This is a genomic window from Mesorhizobium australicum WSM2073 (genome assembly GCF_000230995.2).
Lineage (GTDB): Bacteria > Pseudomonadota > Alphaproteobacteria > Rhizobiales > Rhizobiaceae > Mesorhizobium > Mesorhizobium australicum.
This window is the reverse complement of the sequence record NC_019973.1, coordinates 366723-389777: the sequence shown is the minus strand read 5'-3', so window position 1 is coordinate 389777 and position 23055 is coordinate 366723. Positions and strand designations below refer to the sequence as shown.

The 23055-nt window shown below is 63.5% G+C and carries 20 protein-coding genes and 1 pseudogene; 4 read left to right on the top strand and 17 right to left on the bottom strand.

The window, feature by feature from the left end; genetic code table 11:
• Positions 1-39 precede the first annotated feature (39 nt).
• Positions 40-948, bottom strand: a complete 909-nt coding sequence (locus tag MESAU_RS01775) for a LysR family transcriptional regulator (protein ID WP_015314334.1) — start codon at positions 946-948, stop codon at positions 40-42.
• 153 nt (positions 949-1101) lie between these two features.
• On the opposite strand from MESAU_RS01775, the gene MESAU_RS01770 reads away from it, so the two are divergent.
• Complete coding sequence (locus MESAU_RS01770; RefSeq protein ID WP_245262990.1) at positions 1102-1581, top strand: hypothetical protein; 480 nt, start codon at positions 1102-1104, stop codon at positions 1579-1581.
• On the opposite strand, the gene MESAU_RS01765 is transcribed toward MESAU_RS01770, so the two are convergent.
• The 16 genes and pseudogenes from MESAU_RS01765 to puuE form a co-directional block, all read right to left on the bottom strand.
• Positions 1553-2992 (bottom strand): S8 family serine peptidase, encoded by a 1440-nt coding sequence (locus MESAU_RS01765; protein ID WP_015314333.1) that lies wholly within the window; start codon positions 2990-2992, stop codon positions 1553-1555. The two genes, MESAU_RS01770 and MESAU_RS01765, sit on opposite strands and share 29 nt — an antisense overlap.
• The gene (locus MESAU_RS01760) at positions 2982-3650 is read right to left on the bottom strand and encodes a hypothetical protein (RefSeq protein WP_015314332.1); all 669 of its coding nucleotides are present in this window, start codon (positions 3648-3650) and stop codon (positions 2982-2984) included. Before MESAU_RS01760 ends, MESAU_RS01765 begins: the two co-directional genes overlap by 11 nt.
• Positions 3647-4213: a sigma-70 family RNA polymerase sigma factor gene (locus tag MESAU_RS01755; RefSeq protein WP_015314331.1), complete on the bottom strand. Its 567-nt coding sequence runs from the start codon at positions 4211-4213 to the stop codon at positions 3647-3649. The genes MESAU_RS01760 and MESAU_RS01755 overlap by 4 nt, the downstream gene beginning before the upstream one ends.
• Before the next feature lie 180 nt (positions 4214-4393).
• Positions 4394-5233 carry an alkaline phosphatase family protein gene (locus tag MESAU_RS01750; RefSeq protein ID WP_015314330.1) on the bottom strand — a complete coding sequence of 280 codons (840 nt, stop codon included), beginning with the start codon at positions 5231-5233 and terminating at the stop codon, positions 4394-4396.
• An 83-nt stretch (positions 5234-5316) separates the two neighbouring features.
• Entirely contained in the window at positions 5317-6903 is a 1587-nt protein-coding gene (locus MESAU_RS01745; RefSeq protein ID WP_015314329.1) for an ABC transporter substrate-binding protein, read from the bottom strand.
• 222 nt (positions 6904-7125) lie between these two features.
• Positions 7126-8781 (bottom strand): ABC transporter ATP-binding protein, encoded by a 1656-nt coding sequence (locus tag MESAU_RS01740; RefSeq protein WP_015314328.1) that lies wholly within the window; start codon positions 8779-8781, stop codon positions 7126-7128.
• Entirely contained in the window at positions 8781-9605 is an 825-nt protein-coding gene (locus MESAU_RS01735; protein WP_015314327.1) for an ABC transporter permease, read from the bottom strand. Before MESAU_RS01735 ends, MESAU_RS01740 begins: the two co-directional genes overlap by 1 nt.
• Before the next feature lie 10 nt (positions 9606-9615).
• A complete protein-coding gene (locus tag MESAU_RS01730) occupies positions 9616-10575 on the bottom strand; it encodes an ABC transporter permease (RefSeq protein ID WP_015314326.1) in 960 nt (319 codons plus the stop codon).
• A gap of 16 nt (positions 10576-10591) precedes the next feature.
• A complete protein-coding gene (locus tag MESAU_RS01725) occupies positions 10592-12178 on the bottom strand; it encodes an ABC transporter substrate-binding protein (protein ID WP_015314325.1) in 1587 nt (528 codons plus the stop codon).
• Between the two features lie 154 nt (positions 12179-12332).
• Positions 12333-14318 carry a CocE/NonD family hydrolase gene (locus MESAU_RS01720; protein ID WP_041163251.1) on the bottom strand — a complete coding sequence of 662 codons (1986 nt, stop codon included), beginning with the start codon at positions 14316-14318 and terminating at the stop codon, positions 12333-12335.
• Between the two features lie 79 nt (positions 14319-14397).
• Entirely contained in the window at positions 14398-14754 is a 357-nt protein-coding gene (locus MESAU_RS01715; RefSeq protein WP_245262935.1) for a type II toxin-antitoxin system MqsA family antitoxin, read from the bottom strand.
• Positions 14755-14819: 65 nt separating this feature from the next.
• Positions 14820-15098: pseudogene (locus MESAU_RS01710) on the bottom strand (type II toxin-antitoxin system MqsR family toxin); the annotation flags it as partial.
• Positions 15099-15182: 84 nt separating this feature from the next.
• A complete protein-coding gene (locus MESAU_RS01705; protein WP_015314322.1) occupies positions 15183-15776 on the bottom strand; it encodes a nucleoside deaminase in 594 nt (197 codons plus the stop codon).
• Positions 15776-16279, bottom strand: a complete 504-nt coding sequence (locus MESAU_RS01700; RefSeq protein ID WP_015314321.1) for an ureidoglycolate lyase — start codon at positions 16277-16279, stop codon at positions 15776-15778. Before MESAU_RS01700 ends, MESAU_RS01705 begins: the two co-directional genes overlap by 1 nt.
• A complete protein-coding gene (locus MESAU_RS01695; RefSeq protein ID WP_015314320.1) occupies positions 16276-17139 on the bottom strand; it encodes a bifunctional allantoicase/(S)-ureidoglycine aminohydrolase in 864 nt (287 codons plus the stop codon). Before MESAU_RS01695 ends, MESAU_RS01700 begins: the two co-directional genes overlap by 4 nt.
• Positions 17140-17149: 10 nt before the next feature.
• A complete protein-coding gene (gene puuE, locus MESAU_RS01690) occupies positions 17150-18568 on the bottom strand; it encodes an allantoinase PuuE (RefSeq protein ID WP_015314319.1) in 1419 nt (472 codons plus the stop codon).
• A gap of 204 nt (positions 18569-18772) precedes the next feature.
• Here puuE and uraH point away from each other — a divergent pair, with 204 nt between their 5' ends.
• The 3 genes from uraH to xdhB are packed head-to-tail and all read left to right on the top strand — an operon-like array spanning position 18773 to position 22995.
• The gene (gene uraH, locus MESAU_RS01685) at positions 18773-19147 is read left to right on the top strand and encodes a hydroxyisourate hydrolase (protein ID WP_015314318.1); all 375 of its coding nucleotides are present in this window, start codon (positions 18773-18775) and stop codon (positions 19145-19147) included.
• A gap of 3 nt (positions 19148-19150) precedes the next feature.
• Entirely contained in the window at positions 19151-20632 is a 1482-nt protein-coding gene (xdhA, locus tag MESAU_RS01680) for a xanthine dehydrogenase small subunit (protein WP_015314317.1), read from the top strand.
• Positions 20632-22995, top strand: coding sequence for a xanthine dehydrogenase molybdopterin binding subunit (xdhB, locus tag MESAU_RS01675; RefSeq protein ID WP_015314316.1), 2364 nt, complete (start codon positions 20632-20634; stop codon positions 22993-22995). Before xdhA ends, xdhB begins: the two co-directional genes overlap by 1 nt.
• Positions 22996-23055: the final 60 nt, after the last annotated feature.

The following is a 23055-nucleotide window of genomic DNA, read 5'->3' as shown; positions in this document are numbered from 1 at the left end:
ATTGCTGGAACGACTTCTGCGCTGCCTCTACCCGTTGTCTCAGACCGCGGATTTAAGATGATCGATGAAGGCGCGCAGCTTCGGCAGGACCTGACGCTTGCCAGGATGATAGAGGAAGACGCCAGGTGTCGCGCCGGCAAAGTGTTCCAGCACCGGTTTGAGTTTTCCCTGTTCTATTGCGCCGTCGGCGACAGGCCGAGGCGTCTGCGCCAGGCCGACGCCTTGGATCGCGGCCCCCAGCAAGGTTGGATAGTCATGCGCGATCAGCGGGCCCGAGACGACCGCCTCGATCGCCCCGCTGCCGTCGGCGAAGGACCAGGGTGCGACGGCGCCGTTCGCGCGGCGCAGGCGCAGGCAGGCGTGGTGGCGCAGATCGGTGATCTGTTCTGGCTGGCCGTGGCGCTCGAGATAGTCCGGGCTGCCGACGACCACGAAGGAGAAGGGCGGCGTCAGCCGCACCGCGATCATGTCGGGCGCTATGAACTGGCCCAGCCGGATGCCGGCATCGAATCCGCCGGCGGCGAGATCGACCATCTCGTCGCTGGCGGCGATCTCCAGTTCGATCTCGGGATAGGCCCGGCAGAACGACGCGATCATAGGCTCCAGGACCAGCGGCACGACCGCGCGGGGCAGGGACAGTCGCAAAAGCCCGGTCGGCCGCTGGCCGACATCGCGGGCGACCTCGCCTGCGGCCATGATCTCCTCGAAGGCAGGTCCGGCGCGGTCGAGGAACCGCTGGCCAGCCTCGGTCAGGCCGACGCTTCGGGTCGTGCGGGCAAACAGGGCCGCACCGATGCGGGCTTCCAGCGCGCGCACCGCCTGGCTTACCGCGGACGGCGTTACCGCCAGTTCGGCCGCGGCACGGCGGAAGTTACGATGCCGCGCGACGGCCAGGAATACCTCGACCCCGTCCAACGCACCGTGCCGGATTGTGTATCTCTGCTTCATAGGCTGTTCTGATTACAGCGGATGGCCGAACTATGAAAGCAGTCTTAGCTAACGGTCGAAGTGCGCGGGACCGCATGACCACCTGTTGCGAGGAAACCGATGTCAACGCCGATGCTGTTCCAGATCCAACTCGTCCTGGGCTATGTCGCATGACTGCTTTGCTTCGGTGCATATGGCCTGCCATGGCTGGACTCGATGGATCGCATGGCGGCGCAACGCGCCATTGCCACGCTGCACAGTTTCCGCTTCTTCGGTCTCGTGTTCCTGCTTCCGGGCGTAGTCGGCCCCAATCTGCCTGCCGGCTTCGCCATGTTCGCCGCCTATGGCGACTTCGCCACCGGGGTGCTGGCCATGCTGGCATTGCTGACGGTCAGAGTTCGCCTGCTCTTCTGGGCATTCGTCGTCGCCTTCAATGTTGTCGGAATGGCTGACCTTGTCGTCGACTATTACCACGCCATCCAGACAGACCTTCCCGAGCATGCGGAGCAGTTGGGAGCCACCTATGCGATTCCCATCATCTACGTGCCGCTGCTGATGATCACGCACATCGCCGCGTTCTGGTTCCTGCTTCGTCCCGGCAAAGCGCGGCCTGAGCCGTCGTTGGCTATTCCTTCGCCGTCCCTGCAGCCTTGATGTCCAGCAGGCCGTAGCCGAAATCATTGTCGCGCCCCTTAAGCCCGAGATCCTTCGCGGTCGCCGCAAGCGCCTTCTCGATGTCGTCGGCCGAGCGGTCGGGCGTGGCATGGATGAGGTTGGCGATGGCGCCACTGACGATTGCCGCGGCAAACGAGGTGCCCGTGACGACGTCCGAGCCGGCGCCGCTCGGCGCCACCATGTCGACGCCCGGCGCCGAGATGAACACATAGGCGCCGCGATTGGCCTGCGGCATCAACGCATCCTTGGCGTCGGTGGCCGTCACGGCGATGACGCCGTCAAAGGCGGCCGGATAGCCGTAGGGCGCCTTCGGCCCGTTATTGCCGGCCGCCGCCACCAGCACCATGCCAAGCGCCCGTGCATTGCGGCAGGCGGTGCCGAGCAGGTCGTTTTTCGGTCCGACGAAGCTCATATTGATGATGCTGACATTCTGGTCCGCCGCCCAGTCGAGCGCCGACAGGATGACGTCCATGGTCGACTTGCCGCCCTCGAAGGCGCGCGCATGGTAGATCCTGGCGCCCGGCGCCATGCCTTCCAGCGGGCCGACGCCGGCAATCAGACCGTCGATCGAAGTGCCGTGGTCGCGCTTTTCGATCGGCACGTCGGGCATGGCGTCGAACTGCGCGGCGATGACGCCGGCAAGCGCCGGATTGCTGTCGTCGATGCCGGTATCGATGACGGCGACGCGCACGTTCTCGCCGCTGGCCTGTTTGGCGTCGAGCGCGATGCGGTCGAAGGCATAGTTGACGATGCCGGCCGCCTGCTGCAGCGAGTAGATGTGGTTGGGCTCGCGGCGCCGCGTGCGGCCGTCGGCGGCAAGCTGCGCCAGCACCACGCCGACAGGGCGGCCATCGGGAATGCCGAAACGCACCAAAGTGGCGCCAAGCAGCCGGGACTGGCGCTGCGAGCGTACTTCTAGGCCGAAGGAAGCGGCGATCTGCTGCACGGCACCGGCATCGCCATCGACCGTCACCAGCACCTCGTCCGGCACGAACTCCCCGGTCACGGCGCGCCGCGACTGGACGGTGATGAGATCGGTCGGCGAGACGATCGGTCCACTGGCTGGTGGGCCGGCCTGGTTGCCCCCGGGGGAAGTCGCGGGCTCCGGCCGTGGTGCCGGCACCGGTGTAGGAGGGGCGGCCGGATTGGGGAAAAGGTCGACGATCAAGGCGGGCAGAAAAACGGCGCTGGCCTGGGCCGCACCCGACCCGCCTTTGGTGGCGCCGCCGTCCTTGACGCAGTCGGCCGCCATTGCATTGGCGTCGTTGCTGCAATCGATTTTGGCCCGCTCGGGATTGCCGTCGTTGGTCTGCGCCGACACAGGCACGGCGGCGATTGTCATCGCCGCCGCAAGGACAGCCGCAAATCGAATGACCGCCTCAGCCGCCATCAACAGGTTTCCTTCCCTCGATCACAGTCTCGGCGAAAGGCTGGGCGGCAATAAGGCTGCGCGCCTTCTCGTAGTCGGCGGCTGTCGTCGCCGGAATGGCGAGCCTGAAGATGCCATCGGCGGTCGGTCCGCCGATGAACTTGAGCTTGTTGGCGTCGAGGAAGACGGCAATGTCGGCCATCCTGGCGTCCGGCTTGAACTTGACCAGCGCAAACGGCAATTTGGCCAGATCGTCTTGTGCGCCGGCGATCTCGAAATTGCCGCCCTTGCCGCCGGGCTGCACCAGCGACTGCACGGCGATCAAGGCCAGCAGAACCGCGGCCGCCGCCCAGGCGACGCCGACCGGCACCGCCATGAAACGGCCCCACGCCTGCGCCAGCCAGGACGATCCGGCCGGCCTGCGTGCAGGCCCGGCCTCCGCGTCCAGCGCCTTGGCGAAGCGGCTGAGCGCATCGGCCGGCGGGCGGATCGCCTCATTGGCCGCCGCGGTGCCGGAGAATTCGGCTTCCGCCTCGCCAAGCGCGGCAAGTGCCGAGGGATCGTTGGCCAGCCATTCCTCGACGGCTTCCAGATCCGAACCTTCGAGCGAGCCGTTCAGGTAGAACGGCAGCAGCGTTTCCATTTCGTCGCGGCGCGACATCTTTTCAGCGGCGCTCATGGCCACCCCCTGTCGTAACCGGCGGCCTTCAGGGCTTCGCCGAGTTTCTTGCGGGCGTAGAACATACGGGTCTTGACGGTCGCGACCGGAATGTCGAGCACCTCGGCGATCTCGATCACCGACTGGCCTAGATAATAGGCGAGATCGATCACCGTGCGGTGCTCCTCGGGCAAGGCATCAATCAGGCGGCGCAAGGCGGCGGCCTTATCCTCCTTCATGGTGACGATCTCAGGCGTGTCGGCGCTGTCGGGCACCGCGGCGGCGGCCTCGTCGTCGATCCAGTCTTCCTTCTTCTTGCGCAGCAGCGACAGCGCCTTGAAGCGGGCGATGCCGAGCAGCCATGTCGAGACTTCGGAGCGCCCTTCGAAACCCGGCGCCTGGCGCCACAGTTCGAGAAACACCTCGTTGGCGATATCGTCAGCCATCATTTCCGATCCCGTCTGGCGCGCCACGAAGCGGTAGATCCGCGCGTGGTGACGCATGAACAGGAGCCGCACGGCGGCCCGGTCGCTCTTCGCGACCCGGTCGACAAGCGCGCGATCGGTCTCCGTCGCCGCTGTCATGGCCGGTCGAGCCGCCTGGCTCCTGTTTGCTCTGTCGCCGATCGGTCCAAAAAGGTTCATCCTCCGCCAAGGAATTTTGGGAGGCTAACCGAAGAGCGGGGCGGTTGCCAGAGCATCCCTTCGCGCCGTTTAGGGGGAGAAGGTGCCGGCAGGCGGATGCGGGAGGCGCCAGCCGCCCGATCAGGTGAGAAAAGCCTTCGCCTTCATCGTCGCCGGCACCGGCACGCCCAGCCGGCTCAACACCGTTGGCGCCAGTTGCAACTGGTCGAGCAGCGTGTCGGCTTCCGGCCCTTTGCCTTGTCCGAAATAATACAGTGCGAAATCCTGCATCTCGTCGTCATGGCCGCCATGGTGACCGCGGTCGGTCTGGCCATGGTCGGCGGTGACCATGACCTCGTAGCCGGCTTCGATCCAGCCCGGCAGGAAGGCCGCCAGCATGCCGTCCATGGCGTAGCAGGCATGGTCCATCTCGTGGCAGTCATGACCGAAGCGGTGACCCATCGAGTCCAGCGTGCAGGTGTGCAGGATGCCGTAGTCGATGCCGTGGCGCCGGGTGAGCATGGTCAGCGTCGCGAACAGGTCGACATCGCTCGGCGTCATCTGGTTCCTGAGATTATAGCCGGTCATGGTGTGGAAGCGGCCATGCGTGATCGGTCCGCCGGGCTCGTCATATTCCATGTCCTCGACGAGGTCGAAGGGATAGGAACGGAAGAATTCAGACCAGTAGGAATGGGTAACCGCGCCGGTCCTGCCGCCGGCCTTGCTGACTTCCGAGAAGATATCGGGCTGTCCGACGCGAAACCGGTTTTCGTTGGACAGGATCCCGTGCACCTGCGGCGAAACGCCGGTGTGGATCGAGGCATAGCAGCAGGCCGAGGTCGACGGCAGCACCGAGCGCATCTTCCACACCCGCGCCTCGCCCGATTGCACCCAACCCTCGAGATTGCCCATCAGCCGGCGCCAGTTGCGGTAGGGAACGCCATCGAGGATGATCAGCAGAAGCTTGGATTGGATCGCCACCGGTTGCTCCACGCGATTGCCTGTTGAAACGAGTGCGCCGCGTGTCGTTCGGACACGCGGCGCTTTTCAATATGAGACAGATGTCAGGCGTTCAGCCAGCATTCTCCCAGCGCGTACCCATCCATCATTTCTCCGATCGGGTTCTTGACCCAGCCGCTGATCTTGTTGGTGGCGGCCGCGTCGATGAACTGGTTGAAGAAGGGCACGATCAGGCCACCTTCGTCGCGCATCATGACCGCCATGTCGTGGTAGATCGCCTTGCGCTTGTCCTGGTCGAGTTCGCCGCGCGCCGCAAACAGCATCTTGTCGAATTCCGGCCGCTTGAAGCGCGTGTCGTTCCAGTCGGCCGTCGAGACATAGCCGGTGGAATACATCTGATCCTGCGTGGCGCGGCCGCCCCAATAGGAGAGCGAGAAGGGCTTTTTGTTCCACACCTCGGACCAGTAGCCATCGCCGGGCTCGCGCTTGATCTCGATCTTGATCCCGGCTTTGGCCGCACTCTGCTGATAGAGCTGGGCGGCGTCGACGGCGCCGGGGAAGGCGACATCGGAGGTACGCAGCAGGACCGAGCCGCTATGGCCCGACTTCTTGTAGAGGGCGGCGGCTTTTTCCGGATCGAATTTGCGCTGCTCGATGGCGGTAAACAGCGGGTAGGCTTCGTTGATCGGGAAGTCGTTGCCCACCGAGCCGTAGCCGCGCAGAATCTTCTCCAGCATTTCCTCGCGGTCCATGGCGAGCTTGAGCGCCATACGCAGATCGTTGCTGTCGAAGGGTGCGGTGTCGCAGAACATGTTGAACGGGTAGTAGCCCTTGCCAGACACGTTCTCGATACTTACGCCGGCAATGCGCTTGACCAGATCGACAACCTTCGGCTCGACGCGGTTGATCATGTGGACCTGACCACCCTGGAGGGCAGCGAGACGCGCCGTCGCGTCATTGATGACGACGATCTCGACCTGGTCGGCATGGCCGGCCTTGTCGCCCTGCCAGTAGTTGGCAAAGCGTTCGCCGCCATGGCGCACGCCCGGCTGGTTGACGGTGACCTTGTAGGGACCGGCGCTGATGCCGGCATTCGGGTTGTCCTTGCCGCCATTCGGCTGGATGACGAGATGGTAGTCGGCCATCAGATAGGGGAAGTCGGCGTCTGCATCGCCGAGCGTGACGATCACTTCCTTGCCGCTCGCCTTGACGCCCTTGATGTTCTTGAGGATACCGAGCGCGCCCGACTTCGACTTCTCGTCGGCATGGCGCTCGATGGTGGCGGCAACGTCTTCGGCGTTTACCGTCTTGCCATTGTGGAATTCGATGCCGTCACGGACCTTGATCGTCCACGTCTTGGCGTCCTTGGAAGCGCCGATGTCTTCGGCGATCAGGTTTACCAGCTTGTTGTCTGGGGTTAACCGGGCAAGATACTCGCCCCACTGCTTGCTGAAACTGTAGGTGACCTGGCTGAGGTTCAGGGCAGGGTCGAGGCTGTTGGTCGATTCACCGCCCTGCAGGCCGGCCTTGATGATGCCGCCCTTGACCGGGCTCTGCGCGAAGGCCCTCCCGGCCAGCGTCGTTGCCAGCGCGGCGGACACGCCGAGCGCCGCGGTGCGGCCAAGAAAGTCGCGACGCGATATCCGGCCCTGGCCAGCGAGATCGGCGAGATGATCGAGTTCAGTCTTCATGTCCTACCCCTTGTTGAAAACAACGCCGCACCAGTGGCGCCCGTCCAAAGGACGTGTGGCGCCCTAGTGTTGCATGCGGATGACGGCCGCCATCTCCCCTGGTTGGCGGATCGGCGGGTGCCTAGAGCAATTCCAGGAAAAGTGTGAACGGCTTTCCATCCGGAATTGCATAAAAACAAAGAGATAGAGCAGTTCACCGTTCCCGTGAAACCGTGAACTGCGCTAGTTCCCGGCGCTGGCCATGCGCCGCCCCTTGATCGCCTTTTCCAGCCAGCCGATCTCCATCTCCGGGACCGATGACAAGAGAAGGTCGGTGTAGTCGTCGAAGGGGGGCGTCAGCACCTTGCTCTTCGAACCATAGCGCACCACCTCGCCGCGATACATCACAGCGATCGAATCGGCGATCGACTTCACCGTCGCCAGATCGTGGGTGATGAACAGATAGGCGACGTTCTCCTCCTTCTGCAGTTCAAGCAGAAGCTTCAGGATGCCGTGCGCCACCAAGGGGTCAAGCGCCGAGGTCACCTCGTCGCAGATGATCAGCTTGGGTTTTGCCGCGAGCGAGCGGGCGATGCAGACACGCTGTTTCTGGCCGCCGGAAAGCTCGGCCGGGTAACGGTCGACAAAGCCCTTGCCCATTTCGATCTTGTCGAGCAGTTCGGCGACGCGGGCATCGCGCTGTTTGCCGTGCATGCCGAAATAGAATTCGAGCGGCCGGCCGATGATGGTGCCGACGGTCTGACGCGGGTTCATCGCCACGTCGGCCATCTGATAGATCATCTGCAGCTGGCGCAGGTCCTCCTTCGGCCGGTCGGCAAGCCGGTTGGCCAACGGGCGTCCGTCGAACGTGACGGTGCCTTGCTCGGGTGGCAAAAGTCCGGTTATGGCGCGCGCCAGCGTCGATTTTCCTGAGCCGGATTCGCCAACCACGGCCAATGTCTGGCCCGGGTAGATATCGACCGAGACGTTCTTCAGCACCTTGACCTGGCCGCCGCCATAGGCAGCGGTGACGTTCTTGACCGACAGGAACGGCGTGGTGCCGGGGTTCTGCTCGGCATGTTCGATCTCGTGCACCGAAACCAGGGCGTTGGTGTATTCCTGGCGCGGTTCCTTGATGATCTGGCGGGTGCCGCCCCATTCGACCAGCCGGCCGTGGCGCAGCACCATGATCTCGTCCGAGACTTGGGCAACGACGGCCAAATCGTGCGTGATATAGAGCGCCGCCACATGGGTGTCGCGGATGGCGTCCTTGATCGCCGCCAGCACGTCGATCTGCGTCGTCACGTCGAGTGCCGTCGTCGGTTCGTCGAAGACGATCAGGTCAGGCTCCGAGCACAGCGCCATAGCCGTCATGACGCGCTGCAGCTGGCCGCCTGACACCTGGTGCGGAAAGCGTTCGCCGATGGCTTCCGGGTTCGGCAGGCTGAGCTTCTTGAACAGCGCGATCGCGCGTTTCTCGGCCTCCGCCCGTGTCGCCGTCCCGTGCAGCAGCGTGGCTTCCACCACCTGGTCCATCAGCCTGTGCGCCGGGTTGAAAGCGGCCGCCGCCGACTGCGCGACATAGCAGACCTCGCGGCCACGCAGCTTGCGGAAACCTTCCTTGCCGCCCTTCAGGATGTCGCGGCCGTTGAGCAGCACCTCGCCGCCGGTGATGCGCACGCCGCCACGGCCATAGCCCATGGACGACAGGCCGATGGTCGACTTGCCGGCTCCGGATTCGCCGATCAGGCCGAGCACCTTGCCCTTCTCCAGCGTCAGCGAGACGTCGTGCACGAGCACGATATTCTTCGGCGCCTCACCTGGCGGATAGACCGTCGCCTCGATGCGCAAATTGCGGATATCGAGCAGAGGGGTGGACTTTGCCTTCACGTCGGCCATCATCCGCGTCCTCCCTTCAGGCTTGTCGTGCGGTTCAGCACCCAGTCGGCCACAAGATTGACCGAGATCGCCAGTGCTGCGATCGCGGCCGCGGGAATGAGCGCGGCGCCTATGCCGAACACGATGCCGTCCTTGTTCTCCTTCACCATGCCGCCCCAGTCGGCGTCCGGCGGCTGCACGCCGAGGCCGAGAAAGGACAACGTCGACAGGAACAGCACCGCATAGATGAAGCGCAGGCCGAGCTCGGAGATCAGCGGCGACAGCGCGTTGGGCAGGATTTCGCGGAAGATGATCCAGGCGCTGCCTTCGCCGCGCAGCTTGGCGGCCTCGACATAGTCCATGACGTTGATGTCGACGGCGACCGCGCGCGACAGGCGATAGACGCGCGTCGAGTCGAGAATGCCCATCACCAGGATCAGCGTCACCAGGTTGGTTGGCAGCACTGAGAGCACCACCAGGCCCATGATCAGTGTCGGGATCGACATCAGGAGATCGACGAGGCGCGACAGGATCGTATCGAACCAGCCGCCGAACACGGCCGCCGAAAAGCCAAGTATGGCGCCGAGCGAGAACGACAGCGCGGTGGCCAGCACCGCGATAAACAAGGTGATGCGCGCGCCATAGATCATCCGGGACAGCAAATCGCGGCCGAGATTGTCGGTGCCCAGCCAATGCGCCGCCGATATCGGCTCCCAGACATCGCCGACGATTTCGGCATTGTCATGCGGTGAGATCCAGGGCGCGAAGATCGCCGCCAGCACGAACAGTGCCGTCAGGACGATGCCGATCAGCGCGGGGATGGGGATGCGTTTGATATCGAGCATATCAGCCCCCCTATTTCGGATGGCGGAGACGCGGATTGGCGACGATCGCCGCTATGTCCGCGATGATGTTGAGACTGATGTAGACGGCGGCGAAGATCAGGCCGACGGCCTGTACCACCGGTACGTCACGCTTGGTGACGTGATCGACGAGATATTGCCCCATGCCGGGATAGACGAAAATCACCTCGACCACGACGACGCCGACGATGAGATAGGCGAGGTTGAGCATGACGACGTTGATGATCGGCGCGATGGCATTGGGGAAGGCGTGCTTGCGGATGACGTTGAACGCCGACAGGCCTTTCAGTTCCGCCGTCTCGACATAGGCTGACTGCATGACATTGAGGATCGCCGCTCGCGTCATGCGCATCATGTGGGCGAGCACCACCAGCGTCAGCGCCGTCGCCGGCAGCGCGATCGCCTGCATCCGCTCACCGAAGGGCATGCCTTCGTAGACAGTCGAGATGCCGGGAAAGATCTGCCACTTCACGGCGAAGAAATAGACCAGCACATAGCCGATGAAGAATTCGGGGAAGGAGGTCGAGGCCAGTGCCAGCCCGGAGATCAGCTTGTCGACCCAGCCATTGCGGTAGCGCACCGCGATCAGGCCCAGGATGATGGCCAGCGGTACGGCCACGATCGCCGCCCAGAAGGCGAGGAACAGTGTGTTCCACAGGCGCGACTTGATCGAGGTTGCGATATCCTGCCCGCTCGACATCGCCGTGCCGAGGTCGCCGGTCAAGACGCCGCCGAGCCAGTGGAAATACCTGACATAGGCCGGGTCGTTCAGCCCGAGCTGCTCACGCAGATTGGCGAGCGATTCCGGCGTCGCGGATTGTCCCAGAATGGCTTGCGCGACATCGCCTGGCAGAATCTGCGTGCCGGCGAAGATCAGGACCGAGATGGCCAACAGAAGGAGGATGCCCAGCGCAATGCGCTGGGCAATGAGTTTCAGGATGGGTGAAGACATCTCTGCACAGCCGGACTCAGGCCTGCAGCCAGCACTTCGCCAGGGCGTAGCCGTTCATCAGTTCCTGGTGCGGATCATCCACCCAGCCATCGACCTTGGCGCCGGTGGCGTCGATGAACTGGTTGAACATCGGCAGGATCAGGCCGCCGTCGTCGCGGACCATGACAGCCATGTCATGGTACATCTGCTTGCGCTTGGCCTCGTCGAGTTCGGCGCGCGCCGCCAGCACCATCTTGTCGAAATCCGGGCGCTTGAAACGCGTGTCGTTCCAGTCTGCCGTCGACAGATAGGCGGTCGAATACATCTGGTCCTGCGTCGAGCGGCCGCCCCAGTAGGAGGCGCAGAAGGGCTGCTTGTTCCAGACCTCGTTCCAGTAGCCGTCGCCGGGCTCTCGCTTGAGCTCGATCTTGATGCCGGCCTTGGCCGCGCTCTGCTGGAACAACTGGGACGCATCGACGGCGCCGGGGAAAGCCACGTCCGAGGTCCTGAGCAGAACGGTGCCGTCATGGCCTGATTTCTTGTAGTGGAACTTGGCCTTGTCGGGATCGTACTTGCGCTGCTCGATCTCGCTGAACAGCGGATAGGACGCGTTGATCGGGAAATCGTTGCCCAGCGAGCCGTAGCCGCGCAGCACCTTGGTCAGCATCTCCTCGCGGTCGATCGCCAGCTTCAGCGCCATCCTGAGGTCGTTATTGTCGAACGGCGCCGTGTTGCAATGCATGATGAACACGTAGTGGCCGGGACCGGCGTGGTTGCGGATGGTCACGCCCGGCACGCGCTTGATCAGGTCGACGATCTTCGGCTCGACGCGGTTGATCATGTTGACCTGGCCGCCCTGCAGCGCTGCCGTGCGGGCGGTCGCGTCATTGATGACGATGACCTCGATCTGGTCGGCATGGCCCATCTTGTCGCCCTGCCAGTAATTGGCGAAGCGCTCGCCGCCATGGCGCACGCCAGGCTCGTTGGTCTTGACCACGTATGGCCCTGCCGAGATGCCGGCATCTGGCTTGTCCTTGCCGCCATTGGGCTGAACGATCAGGTGATAGTCGCTGAGCAAATAGGGAAGGTCGGCATTGGCCTCCTTCAGCGTCAGCACCACTTCCTTGCCGCTGGCCTTGATGGTGTCGATGCCCTTCATGTAGCCGAGCGCGCCGGATTTCGACTTCTCGTCCGAATGGCGCTCCAGCGTGGCGGCCACGTCCTCCGCGGTCACGGTCTTGCCGTTGTGGAATTCGACGCCGTCGCGGATCTTCAGCGTCCAGGTCTTGGCGTCCTTGGACGAGCCGATGTCTTCAGCGATGCGGTTCTCGAGCTTGCCTTCCGGCGACAGCTCGACGATCATTTCGCCCCAGCACTTGCCGAAGGCGAACGGCACCTGCGTCATCATCAGCGCCGGGTCGAGGCTGTTGGTGGATTCACCGCCGACCAGGCCGGCCTTCAGCGTACCGCCCTTGACCGGACCCGCTGCGCGCGCCGCGCTCGAAAGCAGCGCGTTGGCGAAGGGTGCGGCGATGCCAAGCGCTGCCGCCCGGCCGAGAAAATCACGACGGCTCAGTTTGCCGGACGCAACGCGCCGGCTAAGGAATTCCAGTTCGTTTGACATTTGAGTTCCTCACTCTGTTGGTTCGACTCTGCGGTCGATTTTCTTGCTTCTTGTTAAAGGGAATAATGACCGCAAGGGAAAGCGGGAAGCAAGACCGAATGCGACATGCCGTGGCGTAAATCGCACGTCGCATTTGGATCAATGATTTCAACGCTCAAACAAGCGCACGCGGGACCTTTTCGTCGAAATCGCGCTCGAAGACGAGTTTTTCGCCCTCATAGGCTTCGATTCGGGCGCTGACGATGAAGTTTTGCGTGTCCGACCACATCTGCGCCCATGTCTCGGTACGGACCGACCATCCATTTCGCGACAGGGTCTGCGTCCAGTGTGTTTTTCCCGAGGCTGACAGGGGATCGTCAGGTTGGATGGTCCAGGTTTCGCGGGCAATGCTGCCGTTGACCAGTCCGTGGTCGAGATCGCGCACTTCGCCGAAGTCGTCCGTTATCGACAGCGTGACAATCCCGGTCTTTTCGTCGCGGTCGACATGGCGTTCGGAATTGGCGGGCCGAACCGTCTCGGTCGCCCACGGCGTAGCACCTTCCGGCTCGGCGAAAACGGCTTCGTCGCCTGTTGCCAGCAGGCGCAACGGCACCGATAGCGTGGCCGCCGACACGGTCAGTCGTACCGGCTCGGGCGAGGGCCAGATAGCGGGCCAGTAGGCGGTCGAAACGGCGACGCGCAGACGATGGCCGGCCGGCACACGGTAGGCGCATTGATCGAGCACGACACGGACCGAAACCGTCTCCCCGGGGACCAGCGCCTCGGGGAATTCATGCGAGCTGCGGTGCGTCAGATTGAGCACGCCATAGGAGATCAGTTCCGAGGCGCCGTCGGGATGCACGTCGCAGAGCCGGACAGCGATGTTGGCCTGGGGCCGATCCGAGGCAAGCTGGACCTCAAGCTCCGGCGCGCCGACGATCTCGATCGGCTTGGTGAGCTCAGGCTGGTCGAAACAGGCCGACAGCCCATCATCGGGACGCTGATCGCCCGGCAGTTCCGGTCCGAAGGTGAACGGAAAGTATTCGCCGCCGGCAAGCCCACAGGTTTGCGGCGAAGCGACGGTTGAAGGCCCTGCACCCGGAGCCATGAGCTCGAGCGCTTCAATCGTTATGTTGGACGATGGCCATTCCTGCTCGGCTATCCAGCGGCCGGGCCGCTCCGGATGCCAGCGCGCGGGACGCACGCTGTCCATCACATAGGCGCGGTAGTCGGGATCGGCCTCGACGCCGGTCTCGGCGCCCTTCAGCCAGCGGTCCCACCAGCGCAGCGCTTCCTGGAGGAAGCCGATGGCTGGCTTGGGGCCGGCATAGTGCGGGTATTTGTGGATCCACGGTCCGACGATGCCCTTGACCGGTGCCTCGATGTTGCTGACGAGGTGCGAGATCGTGTTGCGGTAGCCGTCGTGCCAGCCGCCGATCGACAGCACAGCCGCCTTGACGGCCGAAAAATCCTCGCAAATCGAACCGCGCTTCCAATAGCCGTCGCGATGCTGGTGGCTGAGCCACAGCGGCGCCATGAAGGCCAGGTTCTCCAGCCGGGTCATCCAGAGGTCGCGCCATCTGTTATCGCCGGCAATCAGCGGATCCGGCGGCCGCGACGAATAGGACAGCATGGTCGAGGCCCAGCCGAAATTTTCGTTCAAAAGGCAGCCGCCCTTGTAGTGGATGTCGTCGGCATAGCGGTCGACGGTCGAGCACAGGCTGATCACCGCCTTGAGCGCCGGCGGCTGTTTGGCCGCCACCTGCAGGCAGTTGAAGCCGCCCCAGGAAATACCCATCATGCCGACATTGCCGTTGCACCAGGGCTGGGCCGCCGCCCAGGCGATGACATCGCAGGCGTCCTGCAGTTCCTGCTCGGAATATTCGTCGTCCATCAGCCCTTCGGAATCGCCATTGCCGCGCATGTCGACGCGGATCGAGGCATAGCCGTGGCCGGCTAAATAGGGATGGGTAAGCTGATCGCGAAAGATCGTGCCGTCGCGCTTGCGGTAGGGCAGGTGCTCGAGGATGGCAGGCACCGGATCGTCGCCCGCGTCCTCCGGCATCCACACCCGAGCCGACAGCCGGCAGCCATCGGGCATGACGATGCCCATATCGGGAAATTCGACGACCTTGCGGGGAAATTCGGTGATGATTTTCATGGCAGGCATAACGCTCCGCGGCACGAGAACTTTCAATCGCCATTCGCGACTGGAGCAGCGAAATATGCGACCTGTGCCGCTACCGCAATTCGTCGAGCAGTTCGGGATGTTTCTCCAGCAATGTCATCAATTGAATGGTCGGGCCACTCGGTTCGATCAAGCCTCTTTCGTACTTGTCGAAGGCGTTCTCGCCGACCTTGAACAAGGATCCGGCCTCGCGCTGCGACAGCTTGAGCTTCGTGCGCATGCGGCGGATGGTTGACGGGGCCGGCACGCCGTCGATCTTCTCCTTGAGCGCGCGCAACCCGGCATCAACGGCGGCCATGTCGTCGCCGACATGCACACCCTGGCCATCCGATGGAGGATAGTAGCCGGGCAGGTCGACGATCATGCTCTCGCCCTTATAGGTCACGGTGAATGGACGGACTCCGCGCATCAACGTTTCTCCGGTTTCGGGGGAGACCATCCTATTCGTTTCACTGCTCTCCCTTGTCGCCATGGTCATGTCTCCTTGAATGACATGATCGTGAATTCGGTCACGACATCCGCCTGGAATTTCACATAGAGAAGCATGTCACGCGCTGGCACGTGATAGACATCCTGCCACACTCGATGATCCGCGAAAGTCGTCATCGACTTTACAAACATCTTCCGCGTCATGCTGTCGATCACCTCGATCAAACCGGCGCGATCGAAGCCCAGCCCAACAGCATCCCGCAGTGCGGACGTTGTGATCGCCAGCGTGTCGACAGACCCAAATGTCGTCTTGATTGCATCAAGATCGTAAGTGGGTCAGCGTTTATCCATAATCCAGTATGCCCCCATAAAGGGGGTAACACAAGCGGCGATTGTTGAGATGGAAGCTCAGTTCAGCGGAATGTCGTTCTCAGCCTTGCTCGCCTGGTAGTCGCCCGACAATTCGTCGTAGCGCGCCGAGATTTTCCCGATCCGCTCCTCCAGTCGCTGGCGTTCGGCCCCGGCCAGCGCCCGCACCAACCTGCGGATCGAAAAACTTTTCCAATAGGCGTTCTCGGCATTGTAGCCGCCGGGGTCGAGGGTGAAGACTTCTTTCAGAATTTTGAGATCATGCGGGATGGCAAAACTGTCACGCGAATCCTCGTGGCTGAACAAATAGTAGAAGTTGTCAAAGCCGGCCCAGGTGATCGCCGACAGGCAGAGCGAGCAGGGCTCGTGTGTGGCGAGAAAGATGGCGTCCTTGGTGTCGACGCGCTCGGCCCTGGGCATCTCGTAAAAGCGCATCAGGCAATGCACCTCGCCATGCCAGAGCGGGTTTTCCATCTCGTTGTTGGTCTCGGCCAGTACCAGCGAATGGTTGTCCTTGCGCAGGATCGCCGCGCCGAACAGCTTGTTGCCGTGGGCGACGCCTTCTGCCGTCTTCGGCACGATGTCGTGCTCGATGACGTCGAGCAGGCGGTCGATCAGTGAGATGTCGGTCATCACAAGCTCTCGTCGGGGAGGTGGATTTCGTAGGCGTGCGAGAAATGGAATTCCTCGAGGTTGGAGCCGTCGCCGCCACGGTCGACGATCAAAAAGTCCTGAGGCTCTCCGAGCGGCGTCAGCACGCCGTGCCAGAGATTGCGGAAATAGTTGATGCCTTGCCCCGGTGCGGTGACGAAGGCATGCGGCTCGCCAGGCCCGTCCTTGCCGTCAGGGCAGACGACGACCAGGAACGGACGCGGCGACAGCGGTATGAAAGCCTGGCTGCCCAAGGGGTGGCGCTCCACCATGGTCAGCTTCAGCGGCATGTCATAGGGCGTGCCGCGCACCATCGAGATCAGCACGCGCGCATTCGGCCCCGTGGCTTGCGCGGTGGCGAGGTCATGGTAGCGCTCTGCCTTGCCGCCATTGATCGGATAGTGGTTGTCGCCGCCCATGTCGATGACATCGCCGAATTCGGCAAAGGCCCCACGGGTCAGCGGCCGCGCGACAATGCGGCTCATGACGTCCGCTTCGCGATGCCGGCCCCGCCGAGCTTGGCGTGCCGATTGACGTCCTTGTAGAGCAGATAGCGGAATTTGCCGGGGCCGCCGGCATAGCAGGCCTGCGGGCAGAAGGCGCGCAGCCACATATAGTCGCCCGCCTCGACCTCGACCCAGTCCTGGTTGAGCCGATAGACAGCCTTGCCTTCGAGCACATAGAGCCCATGTTCCATGACATGCGTCTCGGCGAACGGAATGACCGCGCCCGGCTCGAGCGTGACGATGGTCACGTGCATGTCGTGGCGCAGATCGGCGGGATCGACGAACCGCGTCGTTGCCCAGCGGCCCTCGGTGCCGGGCATCGGCGTCGGCGCGATCTCCTGTTCGTTGGTGAAGAAGGCTTGCGGAATCTCGAGGCCGTCGACCGCCTCATAAGCCTTGCGTATCCAGTGGAAGCGGACAGCCGCCTTGCCTTCGTTGCGGACTGTCCAGCCGCTGGCCGGCGGCAGGAAGGCAAAACCGCCGGGGCGCAACACATGTTTCATGCCGTCGAGCAGAACCGTCAGCTCGCCCTCGACCACGAACAGGGCGCCTTCGGCGCCGGCATCGGGCTCCGGCCGCTCGCTGCCGCCGCCTGGCGCGACCTCGACGATGTATTGCGAAAACGTCTCGGCGAAACCGGACAGCGGCCGTGACAGGATCCAGACACGGGTCTTGTCCCAGAACGGCAGGACGCTGGTAACGATGTCCTGCATCACGCCCTTGGGGATGACCGCATAGGCTTCGGTGAAGACGGCGCGGCCGGTCAGAAGTTCGCTCTGGCCAGAATGGCCGCCCTTTGGGGCATAATAGGTTCGCTCGGGCATCCTGATCGTATCCATGGGTTCAAACCTATTGTGGAAGCATGTCCTTGAGGCGCAGCAGCGCGATGCGCTCGACCTGTTTGCAGGCGGTTTCGAATTCGACGCCGCGGCTGTTGCCGATGCGGGCTTCGAATTCGGCGAGGATTTCCTCCTTTGTCTTGCCTTTCACCGCGATGATGAAGGGAAAGCCGAAGGTGGTGACGTAGGCGGCGTTGAGCTTGGAGAACAGTTCGCGTTCCTTGTCTGTCAGCGCGTCGAGACCGGCGGAAGCCTGTTCCCTGGTCGATTCCGCCGTCAGTCGCCTGGCCTTGGCCAGCTTGCCGGCGAGGTCGGGATGGGCGTTGAGCACGCCGAGCCGTTCGGTCTCACTGGCGGAACGGAAGATGCGGCAAAGCGCATTGTGGAGGCCGCCCGCCGTGTCGTGCGCCGGGCCGAGCTCCAGCTCGTAGGCCCGCTCGGCGATCCAGGGCGAATGTTCGAAAACGCCGCCGAAGCTGTGAACGAACGTCTCGAATTCCATCTTCGAGGGGCGTAGCGCGGCCGGCTGATAGGGGTGGTTTTCCTGCCAGTGCTTGGCGATGTCGATACGCCGCGCCAGCCAGACCTTGTCGTGCGATTTGACATAATCGACGAAGCGTTTCAGCGCCGCCACCCGGCCCGGCCGCCCGACCAGGCGGCAATGCAGGCCGATGTTCATCATGCGCGGCCGGCCGGCCTTGCCCTCGGCATAGAGCGTATCGAAACTGTCCTTCAAATACGCAAAGAACTGGTCGCCCGAGTTGAAGCCTTGCGGTGTGGCAAAGCGCATGTCGTTGGCGTCGAGCGTATAGGGGATGATAAGCTGCGTGCCGTCCTCATGCTCGAACCAGTAGGGCAGCTCGTCGTCATAGGTGTCCGAGACGTAGTCGAAGCCGCCTTCCTCCGCCACCAGCCGCACCGTGTTGATCGATGTGCGGCCCGTATACCAGCCGGTCGGGCGCTGGCCGGTCACCTCGTAGTGCAGCTTGATCGCCGCTTCGAGGTCGCGGCGCTCGTCCTCGGCGTCGTGGTCGCGGTAGTCGATCCATCTCAACCCGTGCGAGGCGATTTCCCAGCCGGCTTCCTGCATCGCCGTGACCTGGTCGGGTGAGCGCGCGAGCGCCGTGGCGACGCCATAGCAGGTGACAGGCACTTGCTCTTCGCTGAACAGGCGCAGCAGCCGCCAGAAGCCGGCCCGCGCCCCATACTCGTAGATCGATTCCATGTTCCAGTGGCGCTGGCCCACCCAGGGCGCCGCGCCGACGATCTCGGACAGGAAGGCTTCAGAAGCTTTGTCACCGTGGAGCACGCAGTTCTCGCCGCCCTCTTCGTAGTTGACGACGAACTGCACGGCGACATGCGCGCCGCCAGGCCATTTCGGATCCGGCGGATTGGCTCCGTAGCCACGCATGTCCCTGCTGTAACGCATCGTCCCTCCGCGCCCGGCATCACCGGAAGTATGATCAGGATATCGAAAGGGTGCTTCTCGCATTCCCCTCAAAATTTTTGAAAGTGTTTTTGTCGCACTCCGCTCGACCGGGACTTATGCATCGCCTTTAATTGGCGCACAATTCATCAGTAGTGCTCGATTGTACCGGCCAATTTGTTCGTATTGGAAAATGGGAGGCGGCCAATGGCAGAGACATCGAAAGCCGATGGTGGGCGTCTGACGACCCATGTCCTGGATACCGCGACCGGCAGGCCGGCGGCTGGATTGTCCATCGCGCTCTACCGTCTCGAGGGTTTGGCCCGCACGCTTCTGAAGACGGTCGTCACCAATGCCGACGGCCGCTGCGATGCGCCGCTGCTGGCCGGTGCCGACTTCCGCATCGGCGAATACGAACTGGTGTTCGCGGCCGGCGACTATCTGCGCGGCCAAGGAACGAAGCTGCCCGAGCCTGCCTTCCTCGATAGCGTGCCGATCCGCTTCGGCATGGCGCAGGCGCTGCACTATCATGTACCATTGCTGATCTCGCCATACGGCTATTCCACCTACAGGGGGAGCTGAGGCATGGCCAAGGGCAATATCCGCAACGAAATCCGCTTCATTCTGAATGGCAGGGATGTCGCGCTGTCATCCGTGACGCCTGACGCGACCCTGCTCGACTGGCTGCGGCTCGACCGTTCGCTGCGCGGCACCAAGGAAGGCTGCGCCGAGGGCGATTGCGGCGCCTGCACGGTGCTGATCGGCAGACTTTCGGCCACCGGACTGGTCTATGAAAGCATCAATGCCTGCATTCGCTTTCTGGGCTCGCTCGACGGCACCCATGTCGTGACGGTCGAGCACCTGCGCGGCGAAGCTGGCCAGTTGCATCCGGTCCAGCAGGCTATGGTCGATTTCCATGGCTCGCAATGCGGCTTCTGCACGCCGGGTTTCGTCATGTCGCTCTACGGCTTGTGGATGAAGTCACCGGACCCTTCGGGCGCGGCCATCGAAAAAGCCTTGCAAGGCAATCTCTGCCGCTGCACCGGCTATGAGGCGATCATGCGCGCCGCGCACGCCATATCGAGCTACGGCAAGGTGGCGAAGGACCCCTTGGCGGCGGAGCGCCGGGACATCACCACACGGCTGCAGGCGTTGCACGATGGCGCCAGGGTCGAGATCGGCGCCGGCGGGACGCGGCTGGTTGTGCCGGCCGATGCCGACGATTTCGCAGCTGTCTTCGAAAAAGAGCCGACCGCCACCGTCGTAGCCGGTTCGACCGACGTTGGTCTGTGGGTGACCAAGCAGATGCGCGACATCTCGCCGGCGATCTTCATCGGCAATCTGCCGGGGCTTTGCACCGTCACGGAAGACAATGGTGTCATATCGATTGGCGCCGGCGTCACCTACACCGAAGCCTTTTCGACGCTGTCGAAACGCATCCCGGCATTGGGGCCGTTGTTCGACCGCATCGGCGGCGAACAGGTCCGCAACATGGGCACGATCGGTGGCAACGTCGCCAACGGCTCGCCGATAGGTGACACGCCGCCACCGTTGATTGCGCTCGGTGCACGGCTGACATTGCGCAGGGGCAAGACACGGCGCACGATCCCGTTGCAGGATTTCTTCATCGCCTATGGCAAGCAGGACCGCCAGCCAGGCGAGTTCGTCGAGGCCGTGCATGTGCCGGTGCCGGTAAAGGGGACAAAGTTCGCCGTCTACAAGGTCACCAAACGCCGCGACGAGGACATCAGCGCGACCCTTGGCGCCTTTTATCTGGCCTTGGCCAAGGACGGCACGGTAGCCGATATCCGCATCGCCTATGGCGGCATGGCGGCAACGCCGAAGCGGGCGTCCTCTGTCGAAAAGGCGCTGCTCGGCAAGGCCTGGACCGAAGTGACGGTGGAAGCGGCTATGGCCTGCTATGCCAGCGATTTCACCCCGCTGACCGATATGCGCGCAACCGCCGAATACCGAGCTTTGGCGGCGAAGAACCTTCTGTTGCGCTTTTACGTGGAAACCACCGGCACCAAGGCGCCGTTCCAGGTATCACGCAGCGAGGCGGCCTGATGAACAAGCACGCACCATCAAACCTCAAGGCCGAGAAGATCGTCGGCGGCGTCGCCACCGACCAGCGGCACGATTCCGCCCACAAGCATGTCAGCGGCGGCGCCGTCTATATCGACGACATGCCGGAGCCGGCCGGCACGCTGCATGTCGGTCTTGGCCTGTCCAAGGTGGCCCATGGCGTTCTGAAGAGCGTCGATCTCTCGGCGGTGCGCGCGGCCCCTGGCGTCGTCGACGTGCTGACCTATGCCGACGTGCCGGGCGAGAACGATGTCTCGCCCAGCAACATGCATGACGATCCGGTGCTGGCGGAAGGCAAGGTGCAGTTCTTCGGGCAACCGATCTTCGCGGTCATTGCCGAGACGCGCGAGGCGGCGCGTCGCGCCGTGCGCCTGGCTGGGATCGAGTATGACGAGCTCCCTGCCCTCATCGACATATGGGACCTTGATCCGACCAGGGACAAGCAGGTCACGACGCCGCTGATCCTGAAGCGTGGCGATGCGGCCGCCGCAATCCAGGCAGCCCCCCGCCGCATCAAGAACCGCATGTGGCTTGGCGGCCAGGACCATTTCTATCTCGAAGGCCAGGTGTCGCTCGCCATCCCCGGCGAGGACGACGAGGTGACCGTCTACTGTTCGACGCAAGGGCCGAGCGAGACGCAGCATCTGGTCGCCCACACGCTCGGCGTGCCGAGCAACGCGGTGACGGTGGAGGTGCGCCGCATGGGCGGCGGCTTCGGCGGCAAGGAAACGCAGGCCAACCAGTGCGCCGCGATCGCCGCCATCGCCGCCAAGAAGCTGAAGCGGGCGGTCAAGGTCCGGCTCGACCGCGACGAGGACATGACCGCCACCGGCAAGCGGCACGATTTCGCCATCGACTACGAGGTCGGCTTCGACGACGAGGGCAACATCCTCGGCGTCGATTTCACCTATGCCTTGCGCTGCGGCTTTTCCGCCGACCTGTCCGGCCCGGTCGGCGACCGCGCGCTGTTCCACTGCGACAACGCGTATTTCTATCCCGCGGTGTTGGCCAAGTCGGCGCCGCTCTACACCAACACCGTCTCCAACACCGCCTTCCGCGGCTTCGGCGGCCCGCAAGGCATGATCGGCGCCGAGCGGGTCATCGACGAGGTCGCCTTCGCGGTCGGCAAGGATTCGCTCGAAATCCGCAAGCTGAATTTCTATGACTCGATGGAGGCGATCGGCGCGCGCTGCGTCACGCCCTATCACCAGAAGGTCGAGGACTGCATCATCCAGCGCATCGTGGCGGAACTGGAAGAGAGCGCCAGCTATGCGCGCCGCCGCCGCGAGATTTCCGCGTTCAACGCCAACAGCCGCTTCGTCAAGCGCGGCCTGGCGCTGACGCCGGTCAAGTTTGGCATCTCCTTCACCAAGACCGAGTCCAACCAGGCCGGGGCGCTGGTCCATGTCTATGCCGATGGTTCGGTGCACATGAACCATGGCGGCACCGAAATGGGGCAGGGCCTGCACCTCAAGGTGGCGCAGGTCGTGGCCGAGGAGTTCCAGATCGACCTCGACCGCGTGAAGATCACCGCCACCACAACCGCCAAGGTGCCCAACACCGCGCCGACGGCGGCGTCCTCGGGCGCCGACCTCAACGGCATGGCGGCGCAGAACGCGGCGCGCCAGATCCGCCAGCGGCTGACCGACTTCGCCGCCGAGAGATATCAGATACCTGTCGACCAGGTGGTGTTCCTGCCCAACCGGGTGCGCGTCGGCAACCAGGAAGTCAGCTTCAACGATTTGGTCAAGCAGGCCTACATCGCGCGTGTGCAGCTCTCGGCCGCCGGCTTCTACAAGACGCCGAAGATTCACTGGGACCGCGGCAAGGGCCAGGGCCACGCCTTCTACTACTATGCCTATGGCGCGGCCTGCGCCGAAGTGTCGGTCGACACGCTGACCGGCGAGTATGTCGTCGAGCGCGCCGATATCCTGCACGACTGTGGCCGTTCGCTGAATCGGGCCATCGACCTCGGCCAGGTCGAGGGCGGCTTCATCCAGGGCATGGGCTGGCTGACCACCGAGGAACTGTGGTGGGACGACAAGGGCCGGCTGCGCACCCATGCGCCCTCGACTTACAAGATCCCGCTGGCCTCGGACCGGCCGAAGATCTTCAACGTCGCGCTGACCGACTGGTCGCAGGCCTATGAGCCGACCATCCATCGCTCCAAGGCGGTCGGCGAGCCACCGCTGCCGCATGGCATGGCAGTGCTGCATGCGCTGTCGGATGCCGTGGCCAGCGTCGCCGACCACAAGATCTGCCCGCGCCTCGACGCGCCGGCGACCCCCGAACGCGTGCTGATGGCGATCGAGCGGTTGAAGAAAGAGGTCAAGGCTGGCGCCTGAAGGCCGGCAAACGTGCAATCCCAGCCGAAAAAGCCTATATTTTGCATTCGGGAAGCGTGA

Excerpts from the sequence above, each read along its gene's own strand:
- MESAU_RS01775 (WP_015314334.1), bottom strand. The coding sequence starts at position 948 with ATGAAGCAGAGATACACAATCCGGCACGGTGCGTTGGACGGGGTCGAG.
- MESAU_RS01765 (WP_015314333.1), bottom strand. The coding sequence starts at position 2,992 with ATGGCGGCTGAGGCGGTCATTCGATTTGCGGCTGTCCTTGCGGCGGCG.
- MESAU_RS01760 (WP_015314332.1), bottom strand. The coding sequence starts at position 3,650 with ATGAGCGCCGCTGAAAAGATGTCGCGCCGCGACGAAATGGAAACGCTG.
- MESAU_RS01755 (WP_015314331.1), bottom strand. The coding sequence starts at position 4,213 with ATGACAGCGGCGACGGAGACCGATCGCGCGCTTGTCGACCGGGTCGCG.
- MESAU_RS01745 (WP_015314329.1), bottom strand. The coding sequence starts at position 6,903 with ATGAAGACTGAACTCGATCATCTCGCCGATCTCGCTGGCCAGGGCCGG.
- MESAU_RS01740 (WP_015314328.1), bottom strand. The coding sequence starts at position 8,781 with ATGGCCGACGTGAAGGCAAAGTCCACCCCTCTGCTCGATATCCGCAAT.
- MESAU_RS01735 (WP_015314327.1), bottom strand. The coding sequence starts at position 9,605 with ATGCTCGATATCAAACGCATCCCCATCCCCGCGCTGATCGGCATCGTC.
- MESAU_RS01730 (WP_015314326.1), bottom strand. The coding sequence starts at position 10,575 with ATGTCTTCACCCATCCTGAAACTCATTGCCCAGCGCATTGCGCTGGGC.
- MESAU_RS01725 (WP_015314325.1), bottom strand. The coding sequence starts at position 12,178 with ATGTCAAACGAACTGGAATTCCTTAGCCGGCGCGTTGCGTCCGGCAAA.
- MESAU_RS01720 (WP_041163251.1), bottom strand. The coding sequence starts at position 14,318 with ATGAAAATCATCACCGAATTTCCCCGCAAGGTCGTCGAATTTCCCGAT.
- MESAU_RS01715 (WP_245262935.1), bottom strand. The coding sequence starts at position 14,754 with ATGCGCGGAGTCCGTCCATTCACCGTGACCTATAAGGGCGAGAGCATG.
- MESAU_RS01705 (WP_015314322.1), bottom strand. The coding sequence starts at position 15,776 with ATGACCGACATCTCACTGATCGACCGCCTGCTCGACGTCATCGAGCAC.
- MESAU_RS01700 (WP_015314321.1), bottom strand. The coding sequence starts at position 16,279 with ATGAGCCGCATTGTCGCGCGGCCGCTGACCCGTGGGGCCTTTGCCGAA.
- MESAU_RS01695 (WP_015314320.1), bottom strand. The coding sequence starts at position 17,139 with ATGGATACGATCAGGATGCCCGAGCGAACCTATTATGCCCCAAAGGGC.
- puuE (WP_015314319.1), bottom strand. The coding sequence starts at position 18,568 with ATGCGTTACAGCAGGGACATGCGTGGCTACGGAGCCAATCCGCCGGAT.
- uraH (WP_015314318.1), top strand. The coding sequence starts at position 18,773 with ATGGCAGAGACATCGAAAGCCGATGGTGGGCGTCTGACGACCCATGTC.
- xdhA (WP_015314317.1), top strand. The coding sequence starts at position 19,151 with ATGGCCAAGGGCAATATCCGCAACGAAATCCGCTTCATTCTGAATGGC.
- xdhB (WP_015314316.1), top strand. The coding sequence starts at position 20,632 with ATGAACAAGCACGCACCATCAAACCTCAAGGCCGAGAAGATCGTCGGC.